General features: G+C 51.6%; 19 protein-coding genes. 9 read left to right on the top strand and 10 right to left on the bottom strand.

Going from position 1 to position 25,123, the window contains the following annotated elements:
* Positions 1–121: 121 nt before the first annotated feature.
* From rpsA to gyrA, 6 genes are all read right to left on the bottom strand, one after another.
* Positions 122–1,801 carry a 30S ribosomal protein S1 gene (gene rpsA / locus ACJJIQ_RS04145; protein WP_413662670.1) on the bottom strand — a complete coding sequence of 560 codons (1,680 nt, stop codon included), beginning with the start codon at positions 1,799–1,801 and terminating at the stop codon, positions 122–124.
* 168 nt (positions 1,802–1,969) lie between these two features.
* Positions 1,970–2,659, bottom strand: a complete 690-nt coding sequence (cmk, locus tag ACJJIQ_RS04140; RefSeq protein ID WP_445363791.1) for a (d)CMP kinase — start codon at positions 2,657–2,659, stop codon at positions 1,970–1,972.
* 74 nt (positions 2,660–2,733) lie between these two features.
* Positions 2,734–4,965, bottom strand: a complete 2,232-nt coding sequence (locus tag ACJJIQ_RS04135) for a bifunctional prephenate dehydrogenase/3-phosphoshikimate 1-carboxyvinyltransferase (RefSeq protein WP_445363790.1) — start codon at positions 4,963–4,965, stop codon at positions 2,734–2,736.
* Positions 4,965–6,068, bottom strand: coding sequence for a prephenate dehydratase (pheA, locus tag ACJJIQ_RS04130; protein ID WP_282932042.1), 1,104 nt, complete (start codon positions 6,066–6,068; stop codon positions 4,965–4,967). Before pheA ends, ACJJIQ_RS04135 begins: the two co-directional genes overlap by 1 nt.
* A gap of 46 nt (positions 6,069–6,114) precedes the next feature.
* The gene (serC, locus tag ACJJIQ_RS04125; protein ID WP_445363789.1) at positions 6,115–7,194 is read right to left on the bottom strand and encodes a 3-phosphoserine/phosphohydroxythreonine transaminase; all 1,080 of its coding nucleotides are present in this window, start codon (positions 7,192–7,194) and stop codon (positions 6,115–6,117) included.
* Between the two features lie 167 nt (positions 7,195–7,361).
* A complete protein-coding gene (gyrA, locus tag ACJJIQ_RS04120; protein WP_445363788.1) occupies positions 7,362–9,923 on the bottom strand; it encodes a DNA gyrase subunit A in 2,562 nt (853 codons plus the stop codon).
* Between the two features lie 192 nt (positions 9,924–10,115).
* Here gyrA and ACJJIQ_RS04115 point away from each other — a divergent pair, with 192 nt between their 5' ends.
* From ACJJIQ_RS04115 to ACJJIQ_RS04100, 4 genes are all read left to right on the top strand, one after another.
* A complete protein-coding gene (locus ACJJIQ_RS04115; RefSeq protein WP_445361439.1) occupies positions 10,116–11,441 on the top strand; it encodes a TRZ/ATZ family hydrolase in 1,326 nt (441 codons plus the stop codon).
* Between the two features lie 66 nt (positions 11,442–11,507).
* Complete coding sequence (gene ubiG / locus ACJJIQ_RS04110) at positions 11,508–12,209, top strand: bifunctional 2-polyprenyl-6-hydroxyphenol methylase/3-demethylubiquinol 3-O-methyltransferase UbiG (RefSeq protein WP_444893285.1); 702 nt, start codon at positions 11,508–11,510, stop codon at positions 12,207–12,209.
* Between the two features lie 12 nt (positions 12,210–12,221).
* Positions 12,222–12,881, top strand: a complete 660-nt coding sequence (locus ACJJIQ_RS04105; RefSeq protein WP_413662676.1) for an HAD family hydrolase — start codon at positions 12,222–12,224, stop codon at positions 12,879–12,881.
* Positions 12,882–12,933: 52 nt separating this feature from the next.
* The gene (locus ACJJIQ_RS04100) at positions 12,934–13,692 is read left to right on the top strand and encodes a YciK family oxidoreductase (protein WP_445363787.1); all 759 of its coding nucleotides are present in this window, start codon (positions 12,934–12,936) and stop codon (positions 13,690–13,692) included.
* Between the two features lie 57 nt (positions 13,693–13,749).
* Here the strand turns inward: ACJJIQ_RS04100 and ACJJIQ_RS04095 are convergent, their stop codons facing one another.
* Positions 13,750–14,058, bottom strand: a complete 309-nt coding sequence (locus tag ACJJIQ_RS04095) for a hypothetical protein (RefSeq protein ID WP_444897946.1) — start codon at positions 14,056–14,058, stop codon at positions 13,750–13,752.
* Between the two features lie 668 nt (positions 14,059–14,726).
* On the opposite strand from ACJJIQ_RS04095, the gene ACJJIQ_RS04090 reads away from it, so the two are divergent.
* Together ACJJIQ_RS04090 and ACJJIQ_RS04085 are read left to right on the top strand one after the other, a co-directional pair.
* Complete coding sequence (locus ACJJIQ_RS04090) at positions 14,727–15,875, top strand: sigma-70 family RNA polymerase sigma factor (protein ID WP_444925445.1); 1,149 nt, start codon at positions 14,727–14,729, stop codon at positions 15,873–15,875.
* A 99-nt stretch (positions 15,876–15,974) separates the two neighbouring features.
* Positions 15,975–16,559 (top strand): acyloxyacyl hydrolase, encoded by a 585-nt coding sequence (locus ACJJIQ_RS04085; RefSeq protein WP_445363786.1) that lies wholly within the window; start codon positions 15,975–15,977, stop codon positions 16,557–16,559.
* A gap of 54 nt (positions 16,560–16,613) precedes the next feature.
* Here ACJJIQ_RS04085 and ACJJIQ_RS04080 read toward each other — a convergent pair whose 3' ends face one another.
* Positions 16,614–17,711, bottom strand: a complete 1,098-nt coding sequence (locus ACJJIQ_RS04080) for a glycosyltransferase (protein ID WP_445363785.1) — start codon at positions 17,709–17,711, stop codon at positions 16,614–16,616.
* 170 nt (positions 17,712–17,881) lie between these two features.
* Between ACJJIQ_RS04080 and ACJJIQ_RS04075 the strand changes: the two genes are divergently transcribed.
* Positions 17,882–18,772 (top strand): TraB/GumN family protein, encoded by an 891-nt coding sequence (locus ACJJIQ_RS04075; RefSeq protein ID WP_445363784.1) that lies wholly within the window; start codon positions 17,882–17,884, stop codon positions 18,770–18,772.
* Between the two features lie 135 nt (positions 18,773–18,907).
* The gene (locus ACJJIQ_RS04070) at positions 18,908–20,182 is read left to right on the top strand and encodes an OprO/OprP family phosphate-selective porin (RefSeq protein ID WP_445363783.1); all 1,275 of its coding nucleotides are present in this window, start codon (positions 18,908–18,910) and stop codon (positions 20,180–20,182) included.
* A gap of 53 nt (positions 20,183–20,235) precedes the next feature.
* Here the strand turns inward: ACJJIQ_RS04070 and ACJJIQ_RS04065 are convergent, their stop codons facing one another.
* Positions 20,236–23,793, bottom strand: a complete 3,558-nt coding sequence (locus tag ACJJIQ_RS04065) for an indolepyruvate ferredoxin oxidoreductase family protein (RefSeq protein WP_445363782.1) — start codon at positions 23,791–23,793, stop codon at positions 20,236–20,238.
* 277 nt (positions 23,794–24,070) lie between these two features.
* Between ACJJIQ_RS04065 and ACJJIQ_RS04060 the strand changes: the two genes are divergently transcribed.
* Positions 24,071–24,541: an Lrp/AsnC family transcriptional regulator gene (locus ACJJIQ_RS04060; protein WP_020413378.1), complete on the top strand. Its 471-nt coding sequence runs from the start codon at positions 24,071–24,073 to the stop codon at positions 24,539–24,541.
* A 63-nt stretch (positions 24,542–24,604) separates the two neighbouring features.
* Here ACJJIQ_RS04060 and ACJJIQ_RS04055 read toward each other — a convergent pair whose 3' ends face one another.
* Complete coding sequence (locus tag ACJJIQ_RS04055) at positions 24,605–25,120, bottom strand: shikimate kinase (protein ID WP_445363781.1); 516 nt, start codon at positions 25,118–25,120, stop codon at positions 24,605–24,607.
* Positions 25,121–25,123 lie beyond the last annotated feature (3 nt).

The following is a 25,123-nucleotide window of genomic DNA, read 5'->3' as shown; positions in this document are numbered from 1 at the left end:
GTCATTGATTATTCTGGAGTAGAGCACCAATCATCTAATAGAAAGCCGGACTGGGCAACCCCAGTCCGGCTTTCGGGTCGCTCCAAATGATTCATTTGGAGCTGTGAACACTCAAAGACGATTAGTCTTTGTTATTCATTTGCGCCTTGATCAGGTCACCGATAGTAGCGGGCTGAACTTGTTCAGACTGCTTCTTGCTGTGATCCTTGATAGCTTGCTTCTCGTCGTCCTGGTCTTTGGCTTTGATAGACAGGCTGATCACGCGGTTCTTGCGATCCACGCTGGTGATCTTAGCTTCTACTTCTTCGCCTTCTTTCAGGACGTTGCGAGCATCTTCAACCTTGTCGCGGCTGATTTCAGAAGCGCGCAGTACGCCTTCTACTTCGTCCGCCAGGGTGATTACTGCTTGCTTAGCGTCAACTTCCTTAACAGTACCTACAACGATGCTGCCGCGATCGCTGGTGGTAACGTAGTCGGAGAACGGATCGGACTCCAACTGCTTGATGCCCAGGGAGATACGCTCACGCTCGGAATCGATGCCCAGGATAACAGTCTCGATTTCGTCGCCTTTCTTGAACTTGCGAACAGCTTCTTCACCAGCTTCGTTCCAGGAGATGTCGGACAGGTGAACCAGACCGTCGATGCTGCCGTCGAGACCAATGAAGATACCGAAGTCAGTGATGGACTTGATCTTACCGGAGATCTTGTCGCCCTTAGCGAATTTACGCGCGAAGGCATCCCACGGATTTTCCTGGCACTGCTTGATACCCAGGGAGATACGACGACGCTCTTCGTCGATATCCAGGATCATCACCTCTACCTCGTCGCCAACCTGGACAACTTTGGACGGGTGGATGTTCTTGTTGGTCCAATCCATTTCGGAAACGTGTACCAGACCTTCCACACCTTCTTCCAGCTCGGCAAAGCAGCCGTAGTCGGTCAGGTTGGTTACAACCGCCTTCACGCGGCTGTTCTCTGGGTAACGCTGCTTGATGGATACCCAAGGATCTTCGCCCAACTGCTTCAGGCCCAGGGATACACGGCTGCGCTCGCGGTCGAACTTCAGTACTTTTACTTCGATCTCGTCGCCAACGTTCACGATCTCGCTCGGATGCTTGATGCGCTTCCAAGCCATATCGGTGATGTGCAGCAGGCCGTCGATGCCGCCCAGGTCTACGAAAGCACCGTAGTCGGTCAGGTTCTTCACGATACCCTTGACGCTCATGCCTTCCTGCAGGCTTTCCAGCAGAGCTTCACGCTCTTCGGAGGTTGCAGCTTCCATAACGGCGCGACGGGAAACAACTACGTTGTTGCGCTTGGAGTCCAGCTTGATAACTTTGAACTCGAGCTCTTTACCTTCCAGGTGCGCAGTGTCGCGAACCGGACGAACGTCAACCAGAGAGCCGGGCAGGAACGCACGGATATTGGCAACATCAACAGTAAAGCCACCTTTAACCTTACCACTGATAACACCTTTAACCACTTCGTCAGCTGCGTGAGCTGCGTCGAGGATTTTCCAGGCTTCAGCGCGCTTGGCTTTTTCGCGGGACAGACGGGTTTCACCGAAACCGTCTTCTACAGCTTCCAGGGCAACCTGTACTTCGTCGCCCACCTGCAGCTCAACTTCACCTTTATCGTTGGCGAATTGTGCAGCAGGGATAACGCCTTCAGACTTCAGGCCCGCGTGAACGGTAACCCAGTCTTTATCTACGTCGATTACAACACCAGTAACAATTGCGCCCGGTGCCATTTCAACGCTTTTCAGGCTCTCTTCAAATAGATCAGCAAAGCTCTCGCTCATTACATTACCTATAGTGCTGGGTCCAGCCGTTGGTAACTGTTAAGTCTAGTCAACCGCCAGCCGCGACCCCAACCGCGCTGCCAGCACGCGGGTCGGATTACGATAACGGCCGGGCGATTCTGGCTGATCCCGGCCGCTGTCGTTAGAAAACTATTTACTGCCCGAACTTCAGGGTGAAATACGGTCCTGAACCAAATCGAGCACTTTTCGGAGGACTTCATCGATACTCACCCCCGTACTATCCAGCTCAACCGCATCCTCAGCGGGAGCCAGGGGGGAGGCTTTTCTGTTCATATCCTGTGCATCTCGGGCACGGATGTCCTCCAGCAGGTCGCGGAGGCTAACAGAAACCCCCTTCTCCTGCAACTGAGCGAAACGCCTGTTAGCGCGCTCCTCGGCGCTGGCGGTTAGGTAAACCTTGACCGGCGCGTCGGGAAACACGGTAGTACCCATATCCCGACCATCGGCAACCAAGCCGGGGGCTTGACGGAAGTCCCGCTGGCGCTGCAGCAGCGCTGCCCGCACTCCGGGAATTGCCGCGACCTTGGAAGCGGCCATACTTACCCGCTCCATACGGATATCTGCGGTGACGTCACGCTCTTCCAGCCACACCTGCAACTGACCGGCACTCACGGTAAAGCGCACATCGAGGTCTTTCGCCAATTCGGTCAGCAGCTTGTCATTGGAGAGATCAACTTCCTTATTAAGTGCGGCCAAAGCGGCAGCCCGATAAAGGGCCCCGGAGTCCAACAAGGAAAAGCTCAAGCGATCAGCCAAAAGCTTTGCAATGGTCCCCTTGCCCGAACCACTGGGACCATCAATGGTAACTACTGGTGGCAACCCGTTTGTATCACTCATATTTTCTTTACAACTCAACATCTCTGGCGGATGCACTCAAGCGAACCACAACCGCCCAAACCTGAATGCCCGTGTCACGCCAACTGCAATTTGAGACCCGCACCCGTTGCCAGTTCGGCAAAGTTTGGGAATGAGGTCGCCACATTGGCGCAGTGAAGGATGCGGATTGTATCCTTTGCGCGTAGCGATGACACTGCAAACGCCATAGCAATACGGTGATCCCCCAAGCTATCGACGGTACCGCCAGAAAATATCGCCCCCTCTTTACAGCCCTGGATCACAATACCATCCGGTGTTGGCTCAGCTTTTACCCCAAGTCCAATCAAGCCATTTGCCATTGCCTGAATCCGGTCACTTTCCTTGACCCGCAACTCCTCCGCACCAGTCAGGACGGTCTCACCTTCTGCACAAGCTGCCGCAACAAACAATGCGGGAAACTCATCAATCGCCAGGGGTACCTGATCCTCAGGGATACGAATTCCCTTCAAGGGCGCATAGCGAACGCGAATATCCGCCACCGGCTCACCGCCCACTTCGCGCATATTCAGCAATTCAACATTGCCACCCATTGCACGGAGGATATTGATAACCCCATCGCGGGTCGGATTGATCCCCACATGCTCCAGTACAACATCGGAACCGGGAGAGATAGCGGCAGCAACCATAAAGAATGCGGCTGAAGAAATATCGGCAGGCACATCGATGCGACAGGATTTCAGTGAGCCGCCGCCCGCTAACTTAGCCTGAGCACCATCCCGCTCCACCTTATAACCAAAGCCCTGCAACATGCGCTCGGTATGATCTCTAGTGGGCGCCGGCTCAACGGTAGACGTTTGACCCTCACTATAGAGCCCAGCCAGCAATACCGCTGATTTCACTTGGGCACTAGCCATCGGCAGCGGGTAATCGATCCCTTTCAACGCACTACTACCCTTAATCAAAAGCGGCGGGCGACCTTCCGGGCCAGTCTCAATATTTGCACCCATCTCACGCAGGGGGTTAGCCACGCGATTCATCGGGCGCTTTGACAGGGACTCATCGCCAGTGAGTGTTACGTCGAAATCCTGCCCGGCAAGCAATCCAGCCAACAGGCGCATTGAGGTCCCAGAGTTACCGAGATATAGCGGTCCGGGCGGTGCCTGCAAGCCATTAAGACCTACGCCATGAATTACAACCCGACCATTGTCCGGCCCCTCAATTACGACCCCCATATCGCGGAAAGCCTGCAGGGTTGCCAGTGCATCCTCACCCTCCAGAAAGCCCTCAACTTCTGTAACTCCCTCGGCCAGGGAGCCCAGCATAATTGAGCGGTGCGACATGGATTTGTCCCCCGGCACCCTGAGCTTGCCATTTACAGCCTCGCCCGGCTGCACGATAAAAGTAATCTCTTGTTCTTGCATAGGTTCCGAATACGCTTGTTTTGCCAACATTTTGGTAAAGTGATCCCGTGCCGCTTTGGCGCGAGTAAAAACCCCCATCAGGGCAGCGCTATCACCCGAGGCAATAGCGTCGCGCAGGGAAGAAAGGTTGAGGCTGTATAGGTCGATGGCCTTTAAGATGGCATCCCGATTGGCGAGCATAATATCTCGCCACATAACCGGGTCACTGGAAGCGATACGAGTAAAGTCACGGAAGCCTCCCGCCGCATAGCGGAAGATATTTTCGTTTTCCGCATCGTGGGCCAAAGTGTCCACAAGGCTAAAAGCGATGACATGGGGAAGATGGCTCGTAGCAGCCAGAACCTCGTCGTGCTCCTCCACTGACATTGTCAGGGGCTCTGCCCCCACGGCCTGCCATGCTCGCTCCACAAGCTGCAAATGAGCAGCCCCTGTATTCGCAAGCGGCGTCAGGATAATGCGGTGATCCCTATAGAGGTCATCTCTCGCCGCGGCAACACCACTTTTTTCAGAACCAGCAATTGGGTGTCCTGGCACCAGGAAATCTGGAGCACTCCCCCACACTTTTCCTGCCGCTGCCACCACGCTACCTTTTACGCTGGCACCATCTGTCACAGTGACTCCCGCCGGCAGGTGTTCTTTCAGCTGCGCGAATACAGACTCAATCGCCAGTGTCGGCACAGCCACAAACACCAAATCACCCGGCTCCAGCTGCGGCAATACCAGTTCGAGACTGGTGCTGGCCCGATCAACAATACCGAGCGCCCTGGCTTCATCGCAGACACTCTCTTCCAGAGCGACCCCGATAACCTCTCGGCAAGCCCTAGCAGCTTTCAGTGCAAGGGCAAAACTCCCCCCAATTAAACCGACCCCAACAACCAGCAGCCGGCCAATTTGAGCTTGCGCCATCACAGCACTCCGCGAGGGTAGGAACCCAGTACTTTCAGATCTGAGGCACAGCCTCCAACCTCTTTTAGCGCCTCGGCAATTCCCTGGGTATCGCGGTGGCCGCTAAAATCGATAAAGAACACATAGGTCCAATTGCCAGACTGCGATGGCCGGGTCTCTACCCGAGTCAAATCGACACTGTAGCGACGAAACGGCTCCAGAAGATCGTGCAGAGCACCTGGCTCATTGCGCATTGATACCATCAATGAGGTCTTATCATCCCCACTCGCAGGCACTTGCTGGGTACCAATAATCAAGAAGCGGGTAGAATTATCCGGGCGATCTTCTATTTTCTCCGACAGCACCTTCAATCCATAGAGTTCCGCTGCCATATCGCCAGCTATCGCCGCAGCATTCCACTCACCCTTAACGCGCTTGGCCGCATCCGCATTGCTGGCAACCGCCACACGCTCCACATTGGGATAATGGGCATCAAGCCACTTGCGGCACTGCGCCAGGCTCTGCGCATGGGAATAAATACGAGTGATTGACTCTGGGCGCGTTACATCTGAGATCATCAAGTGATGATGGATACGCAGCTCCACTTCACCGCAGATACTCAGGTTGGAGTGCATAAAGTTGTCCAGGGTGTGGTTGATCACCCCTTCGGTAGAGTTTTCTACCGGCACAACACCGTAACTGACGGCACCTGCTTCTACTTCACGGAAAACTTCATCGATTGCCGCCAGCGGCCGGCTCTGGGCAGAGTTGCCGAAGTGCTTTAATGCCGCCTGCTGGGTAAAGGTACCCTCAGGGCCCAGGTAGGCCACTTTGACAGGCTCTTCCAAGGCCAGGCAGGCCGACATAATTTCGCGAAACAGTCGCGCCATTTCTTCATCAGTCAGCGGGCCATTATTGCGCTCCATAGCCTTGCGCAGCACTTGTGCTTCACGCTCCGGCCGATAATAAAGAGCATCCTCGCCAGTAGCTTTCTTAACCTCTGCAACCTCCAGGGCGCAGCGAGCCCGCTCACTAATTAAGCGAGCAATCTCTCCATCAATACTGTCGATCTGATTGCGCAGCTCCAGCAGTCGCTGGTCGCCACTCACAGTTTCCTCTGCCATTCGTTTATCTACTTTCTCTAGAAATCATCAAGATTGAATTAACCACCTAAGCCTTACACGCTTCAAAATCCGCCATAAATGCCACAAGCGCTTCCACTGCCTCCATGGGAACGGCGTTATATAGCGACGCGCGCATACCACCCACAGAGCGGTGCCCCTTTAAACTCAACAAACCCGCTTCTTCTGACTCAATCAAAAACTGCTTATCCAGGCGGTCGTCAGCCAACACAAAGGGCACATTCATGCGGGAACGACTTCCCTCCTCAACCGGACTGGAGAAAAAGTCACTGCTGTCGAGGAAGTCGTACAGCATTTTGGATTTAGCATCGGCCTGCTTAGCCATCGCATCAACACCCCCCTGATCTTTCAACCACTGGAAGACAAGACCAGATAAGTACCAGGCGAAAGTAGGTGGCGTGTTATCCATAGAGCCCGCTTCTGCCGCCACCTTCCAGCTCAAACTGCGAGGAATATTTTCCAGTGAGCGATCGAGTAAATCATCCCGAATCAAGGCTACAGCAATACCTGAGGGGCCAATATTTTTCTGCGCACCGGCATAGATTACGCCGAACTTTTCCACCTCAACCGGTTGAGACAAAATAGTGGAAGACATATCCGCCACTAGCGGGCACTCCACTTCCGGCACATAGCCAAACTCAACACCGCCAATCGTCTCGTTGGGGGTATAGTGGAAATAAGCCGCATCCCCACTCGACTGCCAGCTGCCTGCTGCAGGTGCATAGCTGAAGTTGCGATCCTCACTGGATGCGACCACATTTACCTCACCGTAGCGACGAGCTTCTTTGATCGCTTTGGCCGCCCAACTACCGGAGTGTATAAATTCGGCTTTGGATGAACCGGCACCGAGAAGATTCCAGGGCACAGCACTGAACTGCCCAGTTGCCCCCCCCTGAAGAAACAATACTTTGTAGCTGCTCGGCACACTGAGCAGATCGCGGAGGTCCTGTTCGGCCCGCTCAGCTACCTCAACAAACTCTCGAGAACGGTGGCTGATTTCCATTACAGAGCAACCGAGCCCTTGCCAATCGAGCAACTCCCTTTGCGCCTGCTCCAGTACGGGCTGCGGTAAAGCGGCAGGGCCTGCACAGAAATTAAACTTCCTCATGAGCTGATTTCCACAATACAAAAAAGGTTTCAAATACAACTAGATGTGCCTACGCACAAATTGCCATTCAGGGGGATAGATATCGCGCCTTTAGCGTTTTTCGTGGGAGCCAAAGGCAAGAAAGGCCGCGATAAACGCAGCCTTTCTTAGTGGTCTGGAGCGGTGGGTCACTCTTCCCCACCGTTTTCTTCACCGTCATCTTCGGTCTCTTCAATGCGACCGAGACCAACCAGCTTCTCGCCAGTCTTCAGGCGAATCACTCGCACCCCCTGCGTGTTGCGCCCAAGTACAGACACTTCATCAACACGGGTACGCACCAGAGTGCCCTGGTCGGAGATCAACATCATCTCCTCACCTGGGTGCACCTGACAGGCCCCAACCAAGGCACCGTTACGTTCACTTTCCGCGATCGCAATAACACCCTGGGTACCGCGTCCCTTAGTGGGGAATTCGCTGATAGCTGTGCGCTTACCGTAACCATTCTCAGTAGCCATCATCACAGAGCCACCCTCTTCAGGGATAACCATAGCGATAACCTGCTGACCTTCCTGCATACGAATACCGCGAACACCACGGGAAACACGGCCCATAGAGCGCACATTGGACTCGGAGAAGCGCGCTGCCTTACCGGCGCTGGTAAACAGCGCTACATCGCGCTCACCATCGGTAATCGCAGTGGCTACCAGGCGATCGCCCTCCTCCAGCTCAATTGCACGCAAACCAACACTGCGGGGGCGGGCAAAAGCGGTGAGGGGGGTTTTCTTCACGGTGCCATTGGCAGTGGTGAAGAAGATAAAGTGATTTTCGTCGTACTCAGACACCGGCATCATGCTACTGACACGCTCACCCTCTTCCAGGGGCAGCATATTAACCATTGGGCGACCACGGGAGGCTCGGCCAGCGGTAGGCACTTCGTAGACTTTCAACCAGTACACCTTGCCCTTATTGGAGAAGCACAAAAGGGTGTCATGGGAGTTGGCGATCAATAGATGCTCAACGAAGTCCTCGTCTTTTACCTGGGTCGCGGACTTACCCATACCACCACGGCGCTGGGCCTGGTAATCGGTCAGAGGCTGGCTCTTGGCATAACCACCGTGGGAGATAGTTACTACCTTGTCTTCCGGGGTAATCAGGTCTTCAACGGTCAGATCCTGGCGAGACGCAACGATATCGGTACGACGCTCATCGTTAAAGTCCTTTGACAGCTGCTCTAACTCTTCGCGGATCACTTCCATCAGACGCTCGAAGCTACCGAGGATATGCAGATATTCAGCAATCTGCTCCAGTCGATCCTGGTATTCTGCCAGCAGCTTGTCGTGCTCCATGCCCGTCAGGCGGTGCAGGCGCAATTCAAGAATTGCCTGAGCCTGGGCCGGGGACAAGTAGTAAGAATCGTCGCGCAAACCAAATTCTTGCGGCAGATCATCTGGACGGCAGGCATCAGCACCAGCCCGCTCCAGGAACTGCTGTACATTGCCCACAGGCCAGCCTTTAGCCAGCAACGCCTCGCGGGCATCTGCCGGTGTGGCGGAAGATTTGATCAGCTCGATTACCGGATCGATATTGGCGATGGCAATCGCCAGACCTTCCAGAATATGACCGCGCTCGCGGGCTTTGCGCAACAGGTAGACCGTACGACGGGTAACGACTTCCTGGCGGTGGCGAATAAAGTGCTCAAGCAGCTCTTTGAGGTTCAATACCTTGGGCTGGCCATCAACCAGGGCCACCATATTGATACCGAAGACGCTTTCCAGCTGGGTCTGGGAATAGAGGTTATTCAGAACCACATCACCCAGCTCTCCCCGCTTAAGCTCAATCACTACGCGCAAGCCGTCTTTGTCGGACTCGTCGCGCAGCTCAGAGATACCCTCGATCTTTTTCTCTTTTACCAGCTCAGCAATACGCTCGATCAAGCGCGCCTTATTCAGCTGGAAGGGGATCTCAGTAATGATGATGGTTTCGCGATTGGTCTTGTCATCGCGGATCACATCTGCTTTGGCACGCACATAAATGCGCCCACGGCCAGTGCGGTAGGCAAGGAGAATACCGGCGCGGCCATTGATGATGGCGCCCGTGGGGAAGTCCGGCCCGGGGATGTACTCCATCAGGTCGTCAACGGTCAACTCGGAATTATTGATCAGAGCCAGACAAGCCTTGATCACCTCACCCAGGTTATGGGGAGGGATATTGGTGGCCATGCCCACCGCAATACCGGAGGAACCATTGACCAAGAGGTTCGGCACACGCGAAGGCAATACCTCCGGCATTTGCTCAGAACCATCGTAGTTATCGACAAAATTAACAGTTTCTTTATCGAGGTCGGACAGTAGCTCGTGGGCCAACTTATCCATACGAATCTCGGTGTATCGCATGGCAGCTGGACTGTCACCATCGATAGAACCGAAGTTACCCTGGCCATCTACCAAGGTGTAACGCATAGAAAACGGCTGCGCCATACGCACAATAGTGTCGTAGACCGCAGTGTCTCCGTGCGGGTGATATTTACCGATTACATCACCAACGACACGCGCTGATTTCTTGTAAGGTTTATTCCAGTCGTTTTTAAGCTCGCTCATCGCGTAGAGCACGCGGCGGTGTACCGGCTTGAGGCCATCGCGTACATCCGGCAGTGCGCGCCCGACAATCACGCTCATGGCATAGTCGAGATAAGACTGCTTGAGTTCTTCTTCGATATTAATCGGAGAGATTTCTTTGGCTAATTCGCCCATGGCTTACGGCGTTCCTTTTATAGCGCGGGCGTACGTACTGTGCCCGGGATAAGCGGGCGATTCTACCATAGTTTGAGATGTTTGGAGCTGCAGGACTCGGAGATATACAACTGCGGCACAAACCACTGTTGTCGCCCCCATTGACTGCGGCTACAGTAAAACACCCCCACAGCAGCCACCAGATAAGTCCTCATGCAACAAGCTGTCGATACCCTGATCCACGCACGCTGGATCATACCCGTCGTACCCGAGAAAAAAGTGTACGAAAATTGTTCGCTCGCAATAGAAAAGGGCAAAATCTCCGCCCTGGTACCCACAGCTGAGGCCTCAATTCGTTTTAGGGCAACAGATGAAGTCGACCTGGGGCAACACGCACTAATTCCAGGGTTAATTAATACTCACAACCATGCGCCCATGACGCTATTGCGCGGCTACGCTGATGACCGCCCACTTAAAGAGTGGCTGGAGCAGCACATCTGGCCGACAGAGCAACGCTGGGTAGGCCCGCAATTTGTAGCTGACGGCAGCCGGCAAGCGATTGCCGAGATGTTGCGCTCTGGTACTACTACTTTTTCTGATCAGTACTTCTTCCCGGAAGCCGTCGCCATTGCTGCGCGGGAAAGCGGAATCAGGGCCCATATCGCCTTCCCCGTGCTGGATGCCCCAACCCCCTGGAGCCGCAATAGCAACGAGGCTCTGCACAAAGGATTGGCGTTACGCGATGATTACCGTGCGCACGATCGAATTGAGGTGGTATTTGCACCTCACGCCCCCTACACCGTGGGGGATAAAACACTGGAGAAAATTGCAGTCTGCTCTGCCGAAGCGCAGATCCCCATGCAAATGCACCTCCACGAGACCCACGCTGAAGTTGAAAGCGCCCTGAACGCTACTGGAGAGCGGCCCACCGAGCGGCTATTCCGCCTTGGGCTGTTGGGGCCGCAGACACTTTGTGTACATATGGTGGCCACTAATCAACGAGACATTGAGCTAGTGAGCTCAAGTGGCGCCCATGTTTCTCACTGCCCATCATCTAATCTCAAGCTCGCCTCAGGCTTCTGCCCAGCCTATGACATGCTGGAAGCCGGCATCAACGTATCCCTTGGCACTGATGGCGCTGCGAGCAATAACACCCAAGACCTGTTCTCCGAAGCCAACACAGCCGCACTACTGGCAAAAGCTGTTAGCGGGAACGCAACAGCCCTACCCGCGCATCAGACACTGAGCATGGCGACCATCAACGGAGCCAAAGCACTGGGAATTGAAGATATAACCGGAAGCCTGGAAGTAGGCAAAAGCGCAGACATTGCTGCTATCAATCTCGGCGGTCTAGAACAGCAGCCTTTGCATGACCCAGTGTCCCAGTTGATTTATGCCAACGGAGGACACAATGTCAGTGATGTCTGGGTCGCCGGGCGACAACTTTTAAAGGAGCGCCAGCTACAAACCTTAAACGAAACTGAGGTTATCCAGCGGGCGCAAATATGGCGTGATAGAATCAGCGGAAATTTACGCTAGATAACTGATTCCGGCCCAATCACTGAAAAATGCCGGTTACGAGCGACGGAGTTTGCAGAGAAGTTCATGAGCAATGTAGATCCCTCAGAAATCGCCAAATTTGAGCAACTTGCCAGCCGCTGGTGGGACAAGGAAGGCGAGTTCAAACCACTACACGAAATCAATCCACTGCGTGCAAATTACATTGACGGGTATGCTCCGGTTGCCGGTAAGAAGCTCCTCGATGTGGGCTGCGGTGGCGGTATCCTGGCTGAAGCCATGGCACAGAGGGGAGCCGATGTTACTGGTATCGATTTAGGGGAAGCCCCACTCAATGTCGCCAAACTCCACGCCCTCGAAAGTGGCGTCAGCGTCAACTATCGCAAAGTGGCAGTAGAGGAACTGGCAGAAGAAGCGCCCGAGAGCTTTGATATTGTTACCTGCCTGGAGATGCTTGAGCATGTACCAGACCCGTCCTCTGTCATTCGCGCCTGCGCGAAACTTGTAAAACCTGGCGGCAAGCTATTTTTCTCTACGATCAACCGCACCCCCAAAGGGTGGCTGTTTGCCGTAGTCGGAGCAGAATATGTCCTACGCTTACTGCCCAAGGGCACTCATGAATACAGTAAGTTTATCCGCCCCTCAGAAATGGGCGCCTGGCTGCGCGATGAGTCCCTGGAAGCGCACGATATAACCGGTATGACTTATAACCCGGTTACCCGAAGCTACAAATTGAACCCCCGGGATGTCGACGTCAATTATTTGATGTATGCCAGCAAACCAGAATAAGTGAACTGCAAAATGAAAGCCGTTTTATTTGACCTGGATGGTACCCTGCTTGATACAGCGCCAGATTTTATTGTTGTATTAAATCAACTGCGCCAACAGGAACAGTTACCTCCACTGCCTGACGAGACGATCCGGGGAACTGTATCCAATGGTTCCAGGGCGCTAGTCACATTGGGGTTTAACAAAGAAGAAGGTGACCCCGCCTTCCCAGGATTATTGCAAAGGTTGCTGGACCTCTACTTGGCACATCTTGCAGAGAAGACGACCACTTTCCCCGGTATCGACAATCTGCTCGACAACCTGGTTGAAAAAAACCTTCCCTGGGGGATTGTCACCAATAAACCGGAGGCCTACACCACTCCTCTGATGGAGGCTTTTACCCATCTACCGCCAGCCTCTGCAATTGTTTGCCCTGACCACGTCAGCAAATCCAAGCCGGACCCCGAGCCCCTATTTTTAGCCTGCAGCCAGATTGGCTGCGCGCCCGCTGAAGCAATTTATATCGGTGACCACAAGCGCGATATCATCGCCGGCCAAAAGGCTGGTATGCCAACTATCGCTTGCGGGTATGGTTATATTGACTCTACAGATAACCCCGCCAATTGGGGGGCAGACCACCTGGTAAATTCCGCCAATGAAATTTGGCCCCTTCTAGAACAACACTATTTTTGAAACTTGAAGTAATACCGGGCACCCAAGCCCGGTGACAGTATCGGGATATTTCATGTCAGACTTTGTTGGCGACTATCAAGCGCCCTCCGACCTATTAAAGAGCAAAATTATTCTTATCACCGGTGCCGGAGACGGCATAGGTAAAACTGCAGCAAAGACTTTTGCCGCTCACGGGGCGACAGTAATTTTGCTAGGCCGTACAACTCCCAAGTTAGAAGCAGTCTATGACGAAATCGAGGCTGCCGGTGGACCACAGCCGGCTATTTTCCCCATGGACCTGGGTACGGCAAAAATAGAGGATTTCGAGAGCCTCGCAGAAGCTATTCGCAACGAGTTTGGCCGCCTGGATGGACTCCTGCACAATGCCGGCCTGCTCGGGCAACGCACCCCTATCGGCAATTACAATTTCAACACTTGGCAACAGGTAATGCAGGTGAATGTTAATGCGGCATTTGGACTAACAAAAGCAATGCTGCCCCTGCTAGAGGAATCAGAAGCAGGCTCTGTTGTCTTTACAAGCTCCAGCGTTGGGGTTAAAGGGAGAGCTTACTGGGGAGCCTATTCAGTATCGAAGTTTGCCACTGAAGGGCTCATGCAGGTACTCGCCGATGAACTGGAAGGAGTTTCCAATACCCGGGTCAACTCCCTAAACCCAGGGGCAACCCGTACAACAATGCGAGCAACTGCCTACCCAGCAGAAAACCCACAGTCGGTAACCTCTGCAGAAGATATTATGCCCACCTACCTCTATTTAATGGGTAGAGACAGTAACGGCGTAAGCGGGAAGCATTTTAGCGCCCAGAAGAAATAGAAAGCTTGGCCTATGGACAAGAATCTGAGCCTCAAGCTCGAGGCTTGTCCATAACAGCTATTCACCAAAGCCTTTGTTATCACCTTCCTTAGCACCCGAGCCCTCTCCCGCTGGGGGCATATGCTCTGGAGCATCGGCAAATACATCACCTTCAAATTCCAGCATGCTGGAGTCATCAAACAGCTCTATATCTTGAGCATCCCCCGAATATTGACTGTAATCAACAGACTGGTCATCACGCTCACTAAGAGTAACAACCCCAGCCAAGGCCACAGATCGATCAGACACCGTGAGATTTACTCCCTCAAAAGACACACACCCAATTACAACAGCGAATAGTGCTGTAGGTGCTAGCAATCCCTTCATTTTTCTGCCCCCTGGATAACCTAATTTTATTAATGATCACTACTCGATAGGGTTATTTGTCTACCCTTTAAATATCCTCCTCCATCAAGCAATTACCATTACAAATGACTTTGCTTAATGAGCCGTACTCCAGCCTCCCTCTTAATGGACTGCCAGCGCGTGCGGTTCTTCAAATTCTTTCATGCTGACAACCAAAAAAGTGTGAACCTATCGACAATTCTATTTGTTCAGACAAGTCTCTTGAGGCAAAAGTTAGATGACATCTCTCAATTACAGGCAGCAAAAACACTATGAAAGCCATGGTTGTCATCCGCTTCGATATATTTTCTACTCCCTCCACTCGCCCTTTGTCGTAGCAATATTAGCGGAAGAGACTGAGGAATATAGCCGAGCTGAGTAAAAAATAAGCGCCCAGCTTGTTATAACAAATTGGTCCTATTACCGAAAATAACACCCAAGAAAGGAAGACGCGGTGGCCGAAATGCCCGGCTCTATTCAAGGGTACATAAAGCTGCCCCTCCTTTTCAGATAAAGAAAACCTACAAGTCCCATTTTTCTCTCCTAAAGTTTACTGACACATCTATAGTGAGTAGAAATAGACGTCAATCGAAGTCTTGAGAGACCGATCAGCAAATATCGTTCACACAGCCAACAGAAGGTTTAAGCACTTGTCCCGAGAACATTTTTACTCAAGGGATGAAGAATGGCTGAAGGATACAGGCGAACCACTCTCTGACTCCTGCCAGGGTGCCAGCGAGCCCGACCCTCAAGTCGAGCGAGACCCTGACGCGGAAGAGATTCATGCAGCGGGTGATACCCTCTCCGAGAGCGGCACCACCCCAATGCAAAGCTATCTCAAGCACCTCTACAGGCTTGAGTTATTAACTCCGGAGGAAGAGCACAGTACCACCTGTCTATTACGCGACCTGGAAGAAAAGCTCATTTCCAACCTCCAGGAAAGTGGCACCCAATTGGTCCAACTGCGTAGCGAGGGAGTCGAGCAACGAGGAAGCACAGGAGCCTATGATCACGGATTGATAATTGCCCACACCGAAATCCTTCTCGCCAGCGAGTACTTGGACAGGCGCGGCCGCAGCAAACTGAACGGGCTATTACAGCGTTTTCAAAAACAGCGGAAAAAACTAATCCAATGTAATCTGCGCCTAGTTATTGCCATTGCAAAACGCTTTCGCAATCCATCAGTTCCCTTTATCGATTTAATTCAAGAAGGCAATGTTGGATTAATGAAAGCTATTGAGCGGTTCAAGCCGCAAATGGGATACCGCTTTTCCACCTATGCCTACTGGTGGATCCAGCAGGAAATTCAGCTGGCCTTGAGGCGCAATGAAGATCTCGTCCGGCAGCCTGCCAACGTGCAAGACGATTTAAGGGCAATTTACAGGGCCATTGGTGAAGTCCGCGCCCAAGGACAACCCGCATCCGATGAAAATCTAGCCCGCCATACAGGACTGGATATTGAGCGAATTCAGAGTTTGTTAAAACTACCGGGACCGACTGGATCTCTAGATGACCCAGTAGCTGACGATCAGAGCAGTACAAGACTAGACTATGCGCCTGCTGACGAACTTTACAATACCGATGAGCTAGTAACCAGTCAGGAGTTGGCTCAACGTCTCCGCGAAGCTGTTGCCCGCCTTCCTGCACGACAAAGGACAGTTCTCAACCTTAGGTATGGATTAATTTCTGACAAAGACTGCTCTTTTCGAGTGATTGGCGAACAATTGGGGCTTAGCCAAGAGCGTGCCCGGCAACTGCACTCCGACGCACTTCGACAATTAAAGCGGCAATGGCGCTAAGAAAGGAAGAAGTCGATGGCAAGCCTCCCGAGAGAGCTTGCCATCGACTTCTTTCCCACTAGTCTTTAAAGCAGCTCTATCAATAAGTATCGCGAAGTTATGCGTAAACAAGTTGTCCTTTCTAAAATTTGCAGCGCTTTAAAATACTGTGCCTGTATTTTTGCCGGCGGACTAATTTTATCCCCCCAGAGCCTTGCTGAATCTGAACTCATTGCAAGTGCAGGCAAAGGGTTGGGGACTGAATTGATGCAATATCGCTCTATTTCAGCCGCAGAAATGGCTGGTTTTAGTTATTCCCACCTACTGTCTTCATTTAACCTTGGCAATAACTCCCTTCAATGGTGGGCACAGGGCAGTTATTCCCATATGCGGACCCAGCATCAAAACGAAAACCAGCAACAAAATATTCTCGAAATTAAACCTATTCTGCGCTGGTATCCTCGCAGTCAACTACAGGGAGGATTTGCCGAAGCTGGGGCGGGCGCATCCTATTTGAGTCAAAAAGATTTTGGTGATATTGGGCTAAGTACTAAGCTCAATTTTGCTCTGCATTTTGCACTTGGCTATCGTTTCCCCAGGGGCCACATCCTATCTTTACGATACAGCCATTTTTCAAATGCCAGAACTAACATACCCAATCCCGGCTTTGATTTTGCTTCTTTAAATGGGCACCTGAGCTTTTAGCAACTTAGTCAATTAGTATTTTACATATCTTCTGAGAATTTTTACGCGCGCAATTTAATTTAATAGCTTCTGAAAGAAAACTATGGCTTTTTCAGCTGAAGCAGAATAGCTGAACTCTTCAGGATTCAAGCTATTTGGCCTATTCACTAACCCCAAACTTTTTTCTATCAAAGACTTCATATTGCCTCGTTGCACTAAGCCATCAGGAAAGTATTTCTCTAAAACTTCCCCTGTACAACCATCAGAGTAAGCGATTACAGGACATCCCATCGCCAGCGCCTCCCTAGAATATTTTGCACTCTCATTCTTTTCACTCGCAAGATGAAAAACTAACTGGGACGTTGCGTACAACTCACGCATATCCCGGCGCTCCCCCAAGAAAGTAACTCTACCCCCAAGACCTAAGCCTTGCGCGAGCCCTTCCAGCTTTTTCAGATAGCGCAAATCATTTTCGACTAAAGCTCCTACAATCACTCCGTGAATATCATCTCTTTGTACCGCAGCCTGAGCCAACATATGTAGAAATTCTTCCTGCCCGCCATTTGCAGAGATTTCGCTAGGCATTAACCACCAGTTTTTCCCTTCCAGCTGAGGGTAACTATTTAGAAGCTTTAATTGCCACTGGCTCGCTACAGGTTTTTCACGATCAAACTCTTGGACATTAATGCCACGATAAATAACTTCTATCGGATTTTCTGAAAATTTGATAGAAGCATTTTTCAGGTATTTCGCAATCCCATACGAAGTTGCAATAACTCCATCTCCTGCCAATAAACCTTTGTTGAAGTAGCTATTGGAAAAATATTGATCCACCAGAGGCACCAGCTTAGGACGAGTTGCGACTGACTCACTCTTCAAGACATGCCATGCAAGGAAGGCCGCTGAGTGACCATAGGTATGGACAATATCCGGTTGCAATCCTGCGAGAATCTTACGCAGGCGGGATTTGTGCCGCAAAGACCAAATTGACTCACTGATTTTTGGAAAGCTGATAAAGTCACTACCGTGCAAACGAAACCGCGCCTCCAATGGTCCACCAGTAGAAATTACCAGGGACTCGTGGCCTTTTTTGACCAGTTCATTTGCAAACTCAAGCGCAAGAGTTGCTGTAATCCCTGGTTCTAGGCTGGGCAAAAACTGTACAACTTTCAATTTGACTTCCGTGAAACAGACCAAAAGGTCTATTTTGACTTCCTATAGGATAATTTCCCAGTAAATCATCACTAATTTACAAGTCAGTGACTTGATGCCTAAAAGCCCCTCTGGTACCTGAAGGTGTTAGTGATAGTATTTGCAAAGGCAAATTACTCAGGGACCCGACAATGCTTCAGCGACAAATAAGTTACTTTCTCGCCTTTACACTGCTTCTACTAACAATAGGAGCTTCAGCCGCTGAGAGCGATAAAGGCATCTTCTGGAAAGCAACTAAAGATGATAAAACCGTTTACTTATTAGGCTCGGTTCACTTGGCAACTGAGGACTTTTACCCTCTTAGACCAAAAATTGAACAGGCCTACTCCAATAGTGATGCCATTGCCGTCGAGGCTGACATTCTCGCTGCAGAAGGCGACAGCCTGTTACAGCAGCGAATCATGATGGAGTCTATCTACCAAGGTGAACGAACTTTAAAAGACGAACTTCCACCCGCGATATACAGCCAACTGAAGTCGTGGATGCGAAAACGTAGTATGCCCGAGGCTATGTTTATCCGGCAGCGTCCCGCCATAGCCATGATCTCTATGAGCATGATTGAGATGCAGGCCCACGGCCTCAACCCAGAACTAGGCATTGATAGGCACTTTTTACAAAAAGCAAAAAAGGATGGGAAATCCGTTCTGGAGCTAGAAGGTGTCTTGCAACAATTCAAGATGTTAAATGACCTGGACAACCCTGCGCTCCTCTTCCAGCAAACCCTTGAGCAAATTGGGGATATTTCAACCTTTTTACCCAAACTTACCAGCGCATGGAAGCGAGGAGATGAAGAAGCTTTGAATCGCCTTATTATCCTCGACGGTCTAACTGAAAACCCTGAATATAAGCCGCTCTATGACACACTTTTTTTTAATCGCAATGAAAGGATGGCTGAGAAAATTGCCCTTAAGGGGCCAAACTACCAGTCTCTGTTTGTCATTGTCGGCGCTGGCCACTTGGTGGGCGAACGCAGTGTTATCGAGTTTCTAGGCGACACTGGTTACAAATTAGAACGCCTTTAATCAACTGTCCAGTAACCCTCGGCGCAGATTTTCTGCGCCGTCCCATCCCCCCTCCCCGTCCAAAGTCTTTTCTATTGCTAAACTCGAATAGCACTTTTCCCGTGACCAATGACAACTCTCAACTAGAGGCGTCCGATGAAATGCTGGGGAGCATACTGTGCCATATCAATTCTTTTATTTAGCTTCCCGGCTATTGCTGATGAAGCCGAGACAAAAGGCGGACTGAAAATTGTCTCTGACGATGGGGATTTCTCCGCACAACTCGGCGGAAGGATTCACTTCGATACATACATTTTTGACAAAGACCTAGAAGATCCGGTCAATACAACCGACTTCCGTCGGGTTAGATTGACAATGAGGGGCAAAATCTGGGAGTGGGAATACAAACTTCAGAGAGACTTTGCCACCAGTGGAACCGCAGGGTTGCGTGACGTTTATTTAAGTACAAGGTTCTATACCGGAAAGTTGACTATTGGCAATTTCAAACCCAGTCGATCAATGAGTCAACTAACCAGCTCAAACGACCTCGTACTTATGGAGCGAGCATTTACCAGCTCTGCAGGTATTTACGACGGACGAGGCTACTTACAGGGGATCAAATGGGATAAACAATGGTGCTGCCATACCTTCGGTTTTACCCTGTTCAACTTGCGAAACCCCGGTGACCCACGCAATTCGGGGTTTGGCGCCGCAACTCGATTAACCTGGGCTCCAATCAGCGACTCCATATCAACCGTTCACCTGGGTGTATCCCGTAGTTACGAAAAAGCTAACCAAGATACACCTGATATTATTGCTGAGGTCGCCTATGCGGGCCGGCGGGGGCCAGAGCAACTTATAGCCATCTCACCTGGTGGATCAGTTAATTTTTTTGGCGATTTTGGTGACGATGAATTTTTTCTCGGCGACGGTGGGGGGCGGGTCAATATTACCGGTTTCGAGCTGGCTGCAACCTACGGTCCCTTATTTGGTCAGGCGGAATACGCCTACGGGCACTTTTCAGGAAAAATATATCTCTCAGAATTGGTCTATGAAGAGTTTTTCGGTTTGCCTCCGAATTTTTTCTGTGACCCTATCACCGGGTGCTTTATTGGCGGGCAGGATGTTCACTCCTGGTACATTTTGGGAAGCTGGGCAATTACCGGGCAGCACAAACCATATGACGACAAGAAAGGGGTTTTTAAGTCAATTAAACCATCCCCCCCAGAAGGCGCATGGGAAGTTGCCGCAAGATACCAAACTATAGAAAACCGCAATTTCCACCAGCTGCGAGCAAGTAATCTCACGTTAGGGGTAAACTATTACTTCAACCCCAAAGTTCGGGTAATGATGAACATCACCCTAGGCGACAACGATTTTACTGGAGACAAAACCAACCAATTCGCCATACGACTACAAGGGGTTTGGTAGGGGATTATAAAGTGGCTCAAGACAGTCCTTGAGCCACTTTATCAAACGGGCAATTAACCTACTTGCTGTGCCTTAGCTGGGTCAAAAACCTCAACCTCCGCTGATAGTTTTATATCCCGAACCGGGTTTTCAAATCGATTTAATGCGATATTTCGCTGCTCTTTCGCTTTCTCAATATTGGCCTCTTTCACTGGGCCGTAGCCCCGGATAATATCCGGGTATTGAAGTAGCTCAACTGCAGCAGCGTGATTCTGCGAATTTAATTGGCCCAGAACTTTCTTAACCAATTCTTCATATTCGCTAATCAGTGCCCTCTCCATTTTTCGCTCAGCTGTATAGCCAAAAATATCAAGCGCCGATCCACGCAAGAACTTCAGCTTCGCCAAAACACCAAATGCCTTATACATCCAACCGCCAAATTTCATTTTGCGGGGACGCCCCAAGGCTTTATCGAAGCGCGCCAGTAAAGGGGGAGCCAAATTGAACTCCAGGGTAAAGTCACCACTGAAGTTCTCTTTTAGCGATTCGGTAAAGCGGCTATCGGTATATAGGCGAGCCACCTCGTACTCATCCTTATAGGCAAGCAATTTTGCATAATTGCGCGCAACCACCTCGGCCAACTGGACATTCCCGGGCACTTTTAAAATCTCAGCAGATTTCACCGTATCGACCAAACTGCGGTAACGCTCGGCGAGGTCCGTATTTTGATAACCTGTGAGGTGCTCCACCCGGTGAGCCACAATCGCTTCAAGAGTTTGTGGTGCCTCTACTGCAACTTTTTCGTGGGTTAACAGTTTGTCCAGAGCGTTGCGATTTTCTGCCGCCAACCGCCCTGCAGCAAATCCCTGCAGATTTCCTTCCACAGCGACACCGTTTAAGCGGATCGCTTCCAGCAGGGAGGCTTCAGTTAGCGGAATCAACCCTTTCTGCCAGGCGTAGCCGAGCATAAAAATGTTGGCGGCGAGCGTATCACCCAGAGCTGCCTTGGTCAGGCGATGCGCTTCTACTGAGCTGAGCTCATTAACCGCGCCACTCACCGTATCCAATACCGCTTGCGGTGAGTGGACATCCTCACGCCCGAGAACCGTTGCCGCCGTTGGGCTCAAGTGGGTATTCACTACCGCGCGACTGTGCGATTTATCCAGTTTAACCAAACAAGCTGCCACATTGCCGGCTGCAATCAGGTCACAGGCCATTAAGGCATCGGCACGACCGTCGGAAATACGTACCGCCTGCAAAGACTCGGGCGCAGCCGCAAAGCGAATATGGGAGTAAACCGCTCCGCCCTTCTGAGCCAATCCCGTCTGATCAAGGGTGCTGCACGCTTTGTCCTCGATATGTGCCGCCATCGCTAGCAAGGCGCCAATGGTCACTACACCCGTACCGCCAACGCCGGTAACCAGGAAGTTATACGGCTGCTGTAAGCCCGGAAGCTGTGGCGAGGGCAACTTGGCCGCTTCAGTTCGCAAAACGTCGCCTACCCCGGCGCCCTTGGCAATATTGCCTCCTTTCACCGTGACAAATGAGGGGCAGAAGCCGTTAACGCAGGACATATCCTGGTTACAGCCGGTTTGGTTTACCCTGCGTTTGTCGCCCAGCGCCGTTTCCACTTTCTCAACAGCGATACAGCTCGACTGCTGGACGCAGTCTCCACAGCCTTCACACACCAGCTCGTTGATGAAGGGGCGCCCCTCGGCTTTAGGCAGTAGCCCGCGCTTGCGCTTGCGGCGCAGTTCGGTGGCACAGGTCTGGTCGTAAATAATAACGGTACAACCTTCAACCTCACGCAGCTCATCCATTACAACGGGCAAGTAATCCCGGTGATGAATTTCAACTTCACTGGGGAAGGACAGCGCACCCTTGTATTTATCCGGGTTATCCATCACCAGGACAACTTTCTGAACCCCTTCCGCCAAAACTTGGCGACAGATCATATCCGGAGCCAACTCACCATCGTGGGGCTGGCCGCCGGTCATGGCGACTGCATCGTTAAACAGGATCTTATAAGTGATATTGACCTTGGCAGCCACGGAAGCGCGAATCGCCAAAATACCGGAGTGGAAATAGGTACCATCACCCAGGTTTACAAAGACATGCTTTTCACTGGTAAACGGCGCCTGCCCTACCCAGTTGACCCCTTCGGCACCCATTTGGGTGAAGGTATAAGTCTCCCTATCCAACCACTGAGCCATATAGTGACAACCAATACCTGCTAAGGCTCGGCTTCCTTCTGGCACCTTGGTGGAACGGTTGTGGGGGCAGCCGGCACAGAACATAGGCAAGCGAGACACGCTTGAGCCCGTCTGCTGGGAAATACGTTCAGCCAGGGCATTGAGGCGCATCAAGCGGTGCTTGCCGCCTTCATCCAACTTGTCCTCACCCAAAACAAAACCCAATACCTGGGCAATAATCGCTGGCGACAGCTCGCCATAAGCGGGCATCAGCGGCTGATCACTATCGTCTACTTTACCGAGAATACGCGGGAAATTTGGGTCCTTCACGTGGACGTTGTACAGTTCCTCTTTCAGCTGTACTTCCATCAAACTGCGTTTTTCCTCAAGCACCAGCAGCGTGTCCAAGCCACGAGCAAACTCCTGGATACCCGGTACATCCAACGGGTAAGTCATACCCACTTTAAGAATTCGGATACCGAGCTGCTTGGCCTTCTGCTCATCGATACCCATGTCTTCGAAGGCCTGCATCAAGTCCAGATGGGCCTTACCGGTGGTGACGATGCCGAGGCTCGCCTCAGGGTTTTCCAGTACAACCTTGTTGAGTTTATTGGCGCGGGCAAAAGCCAGCGCAGCAGGTCGCTTGTAGCGCCACAGGCGCTCTTCCTGCTCGAGAGGGTTATCCTGCTTGCGAATATTCAGGCCGCCCTCGGGACGTTCAATATCCGGGTAGTGGAATTTAACCCGCTCAGGGTCCACTTCCACGGTCGCAGAGCTATCCATATTTTCTGCCAGGGTGATCATTGCCACCCAGCAACCGCTAAAGCGAGACAGCTCCAGCCCATAGTGACCATAATCCAACACTTCCTGCACGGTGGCAGGGTTAAGTACTGGAATATGCATATCCACAAAGGCAAATTCAGACTGCCCTGGATAGGAGGATGACTTACAACCGTGGTCATCGCCAGCAACGATCAGTGCGCCACCTTTGGGAGAGGAGCCAGCGGCGTTGGCATGGCGAAATGCATCGCAGGAGCGGTCGACACCCGGTGTCTTGCCATACCAAATCCCGCAGACGCCATCCACTTCTGCGCCCTGGAACAAGCCCACCTGCTGGGAACCCCAAACTGCCGTAGCCGCCAACTCTTCATTGACGCCAGGCTGGAAACGGATGTTGTACTCTCCCAGCAGTTTTTTCGCCCTGGATAACTGCAGGTCGTAGCCACCTAAGGGAGACCCCCGATAACCGGAGATAAAAGTCGCGGTATTGAGGCCGCGATCCCGGTCCATTCGCATCTGGTCTATGGGTAAGCGCACAAGGGCCTGGATACCTGAAAGGAGCACACGGCCCTTGAGCATGGTGTAGCGGTCGTCCAATGAAACCTGTTTTTTTACTTGGGAATCCGCCGTACTTTGAGGACTGGTTACTTTTTCAGTCATACACCTACTTCCGGTTAATTATTCTTCTCGAAACCCGGTTCGAGTTATTAGTCATTATTCTTCCGAATAGTCCGTTTTCCGTGGTCAGATGCGCCTGTTTTTATATTTGCCGCAAAGTCCCAGAGCGGCTGAGGGCACACTGCACCTATCCCGAAACGGTTTAGTCAGGTCATACTAGTTCGTTAAGCGCAATAGAGCATTGCTTTATTCGCGCAAATATGCGTAAATTTGTGATAGAAGTTTCGATATAGATAATTTTTATAGGATAGGAGTCTTTATGAAGCGTTCGACAGACCTGGATGATTTTGACCGTAAGATTCTGCGAGCGCTGCAGGAGAACGCAGATTACTCCATGGCAGAGCTGGGCGATAAAGTCGGTCTTTCGCATACTCCCTGCTGGCGCAGAATCAAGCGGTTGGAAGCCGAAGGTATTATCCGTGGCCGTGTTACCTTGCTGGACCCACGCAAATTGGATCTGGGTGTTACCGTATACTGCTACGTTACCATCCACAATCACGATGAGGAATCCCTGAACAACTTTGAATCAGCAGTTCAGGATGTCCAGGAGGTAGTAGAGTGCTATTCCACCAGCGGAGACAAAGACTATGTCCTGCGCGTTGTAGTGGATAGTGTGGAACACTATGAGCAATTACTGAAGCGCTCTCTGGTACACTTGCCAAACGTGGCCTCAGTCAACTCCACCTTTGCCCTCAAGCAGGTGAAGTACACCACCCAGCTGCCACTTTAAGCCAAAAGTGTGAAAAGTAAAGCCCCTTGCTTTAACGCATGGGGCTTACTGAGAAAATTTCGGTTACTCTGCAAGCTCCCGCAGCGCATCAAGTAAATGATCAAGCGTTTCCTGCAGTGATTTACTGTCACAATCCACCGTTATTTCTGCATATTGCCGGTAAAGGGCCTGTCGCTCTTCAAATAAGTCCGCAAAAGACTGCCCGGGCGCCTTCGCTATGCCACGGCTTTCATAATTGTGGATACGCCGGCGCAGTTCCTCCGCTGAACACTGAAGAAACACTACCACACCCTGACTGCGTAGATTCGCCATACCCTCTTCGCTATAGACGGCGCTTCCTCCAGTGGCAATAACATCACTGGGGAGGGTGGCCTCGGCTAATACCTCCCCTTCAATGGCGCGGAGATTAAGATAGTCACTTTCGGCCATAATTTGCTGCAAAGTCTTGCCCTCCCTGGACTGGATCAGAACATCAGTATCTGTAAACCCCAGTGCCAGTTCCTTTGCCAACAACACCCCCAGCGTACTTTTACCGGCGCCGGGCATTCCAATCAGGACAATACTTTTTCTTTTTTTCATTTT

This window comes from Microbulbifer maximicatervae (SeqCode), assembly GCF_052468295.1.
Note: the sequence above shows the minus strand (reverse complement) of the source record. Positions and strands in the feature narration are given on the sequence as shown.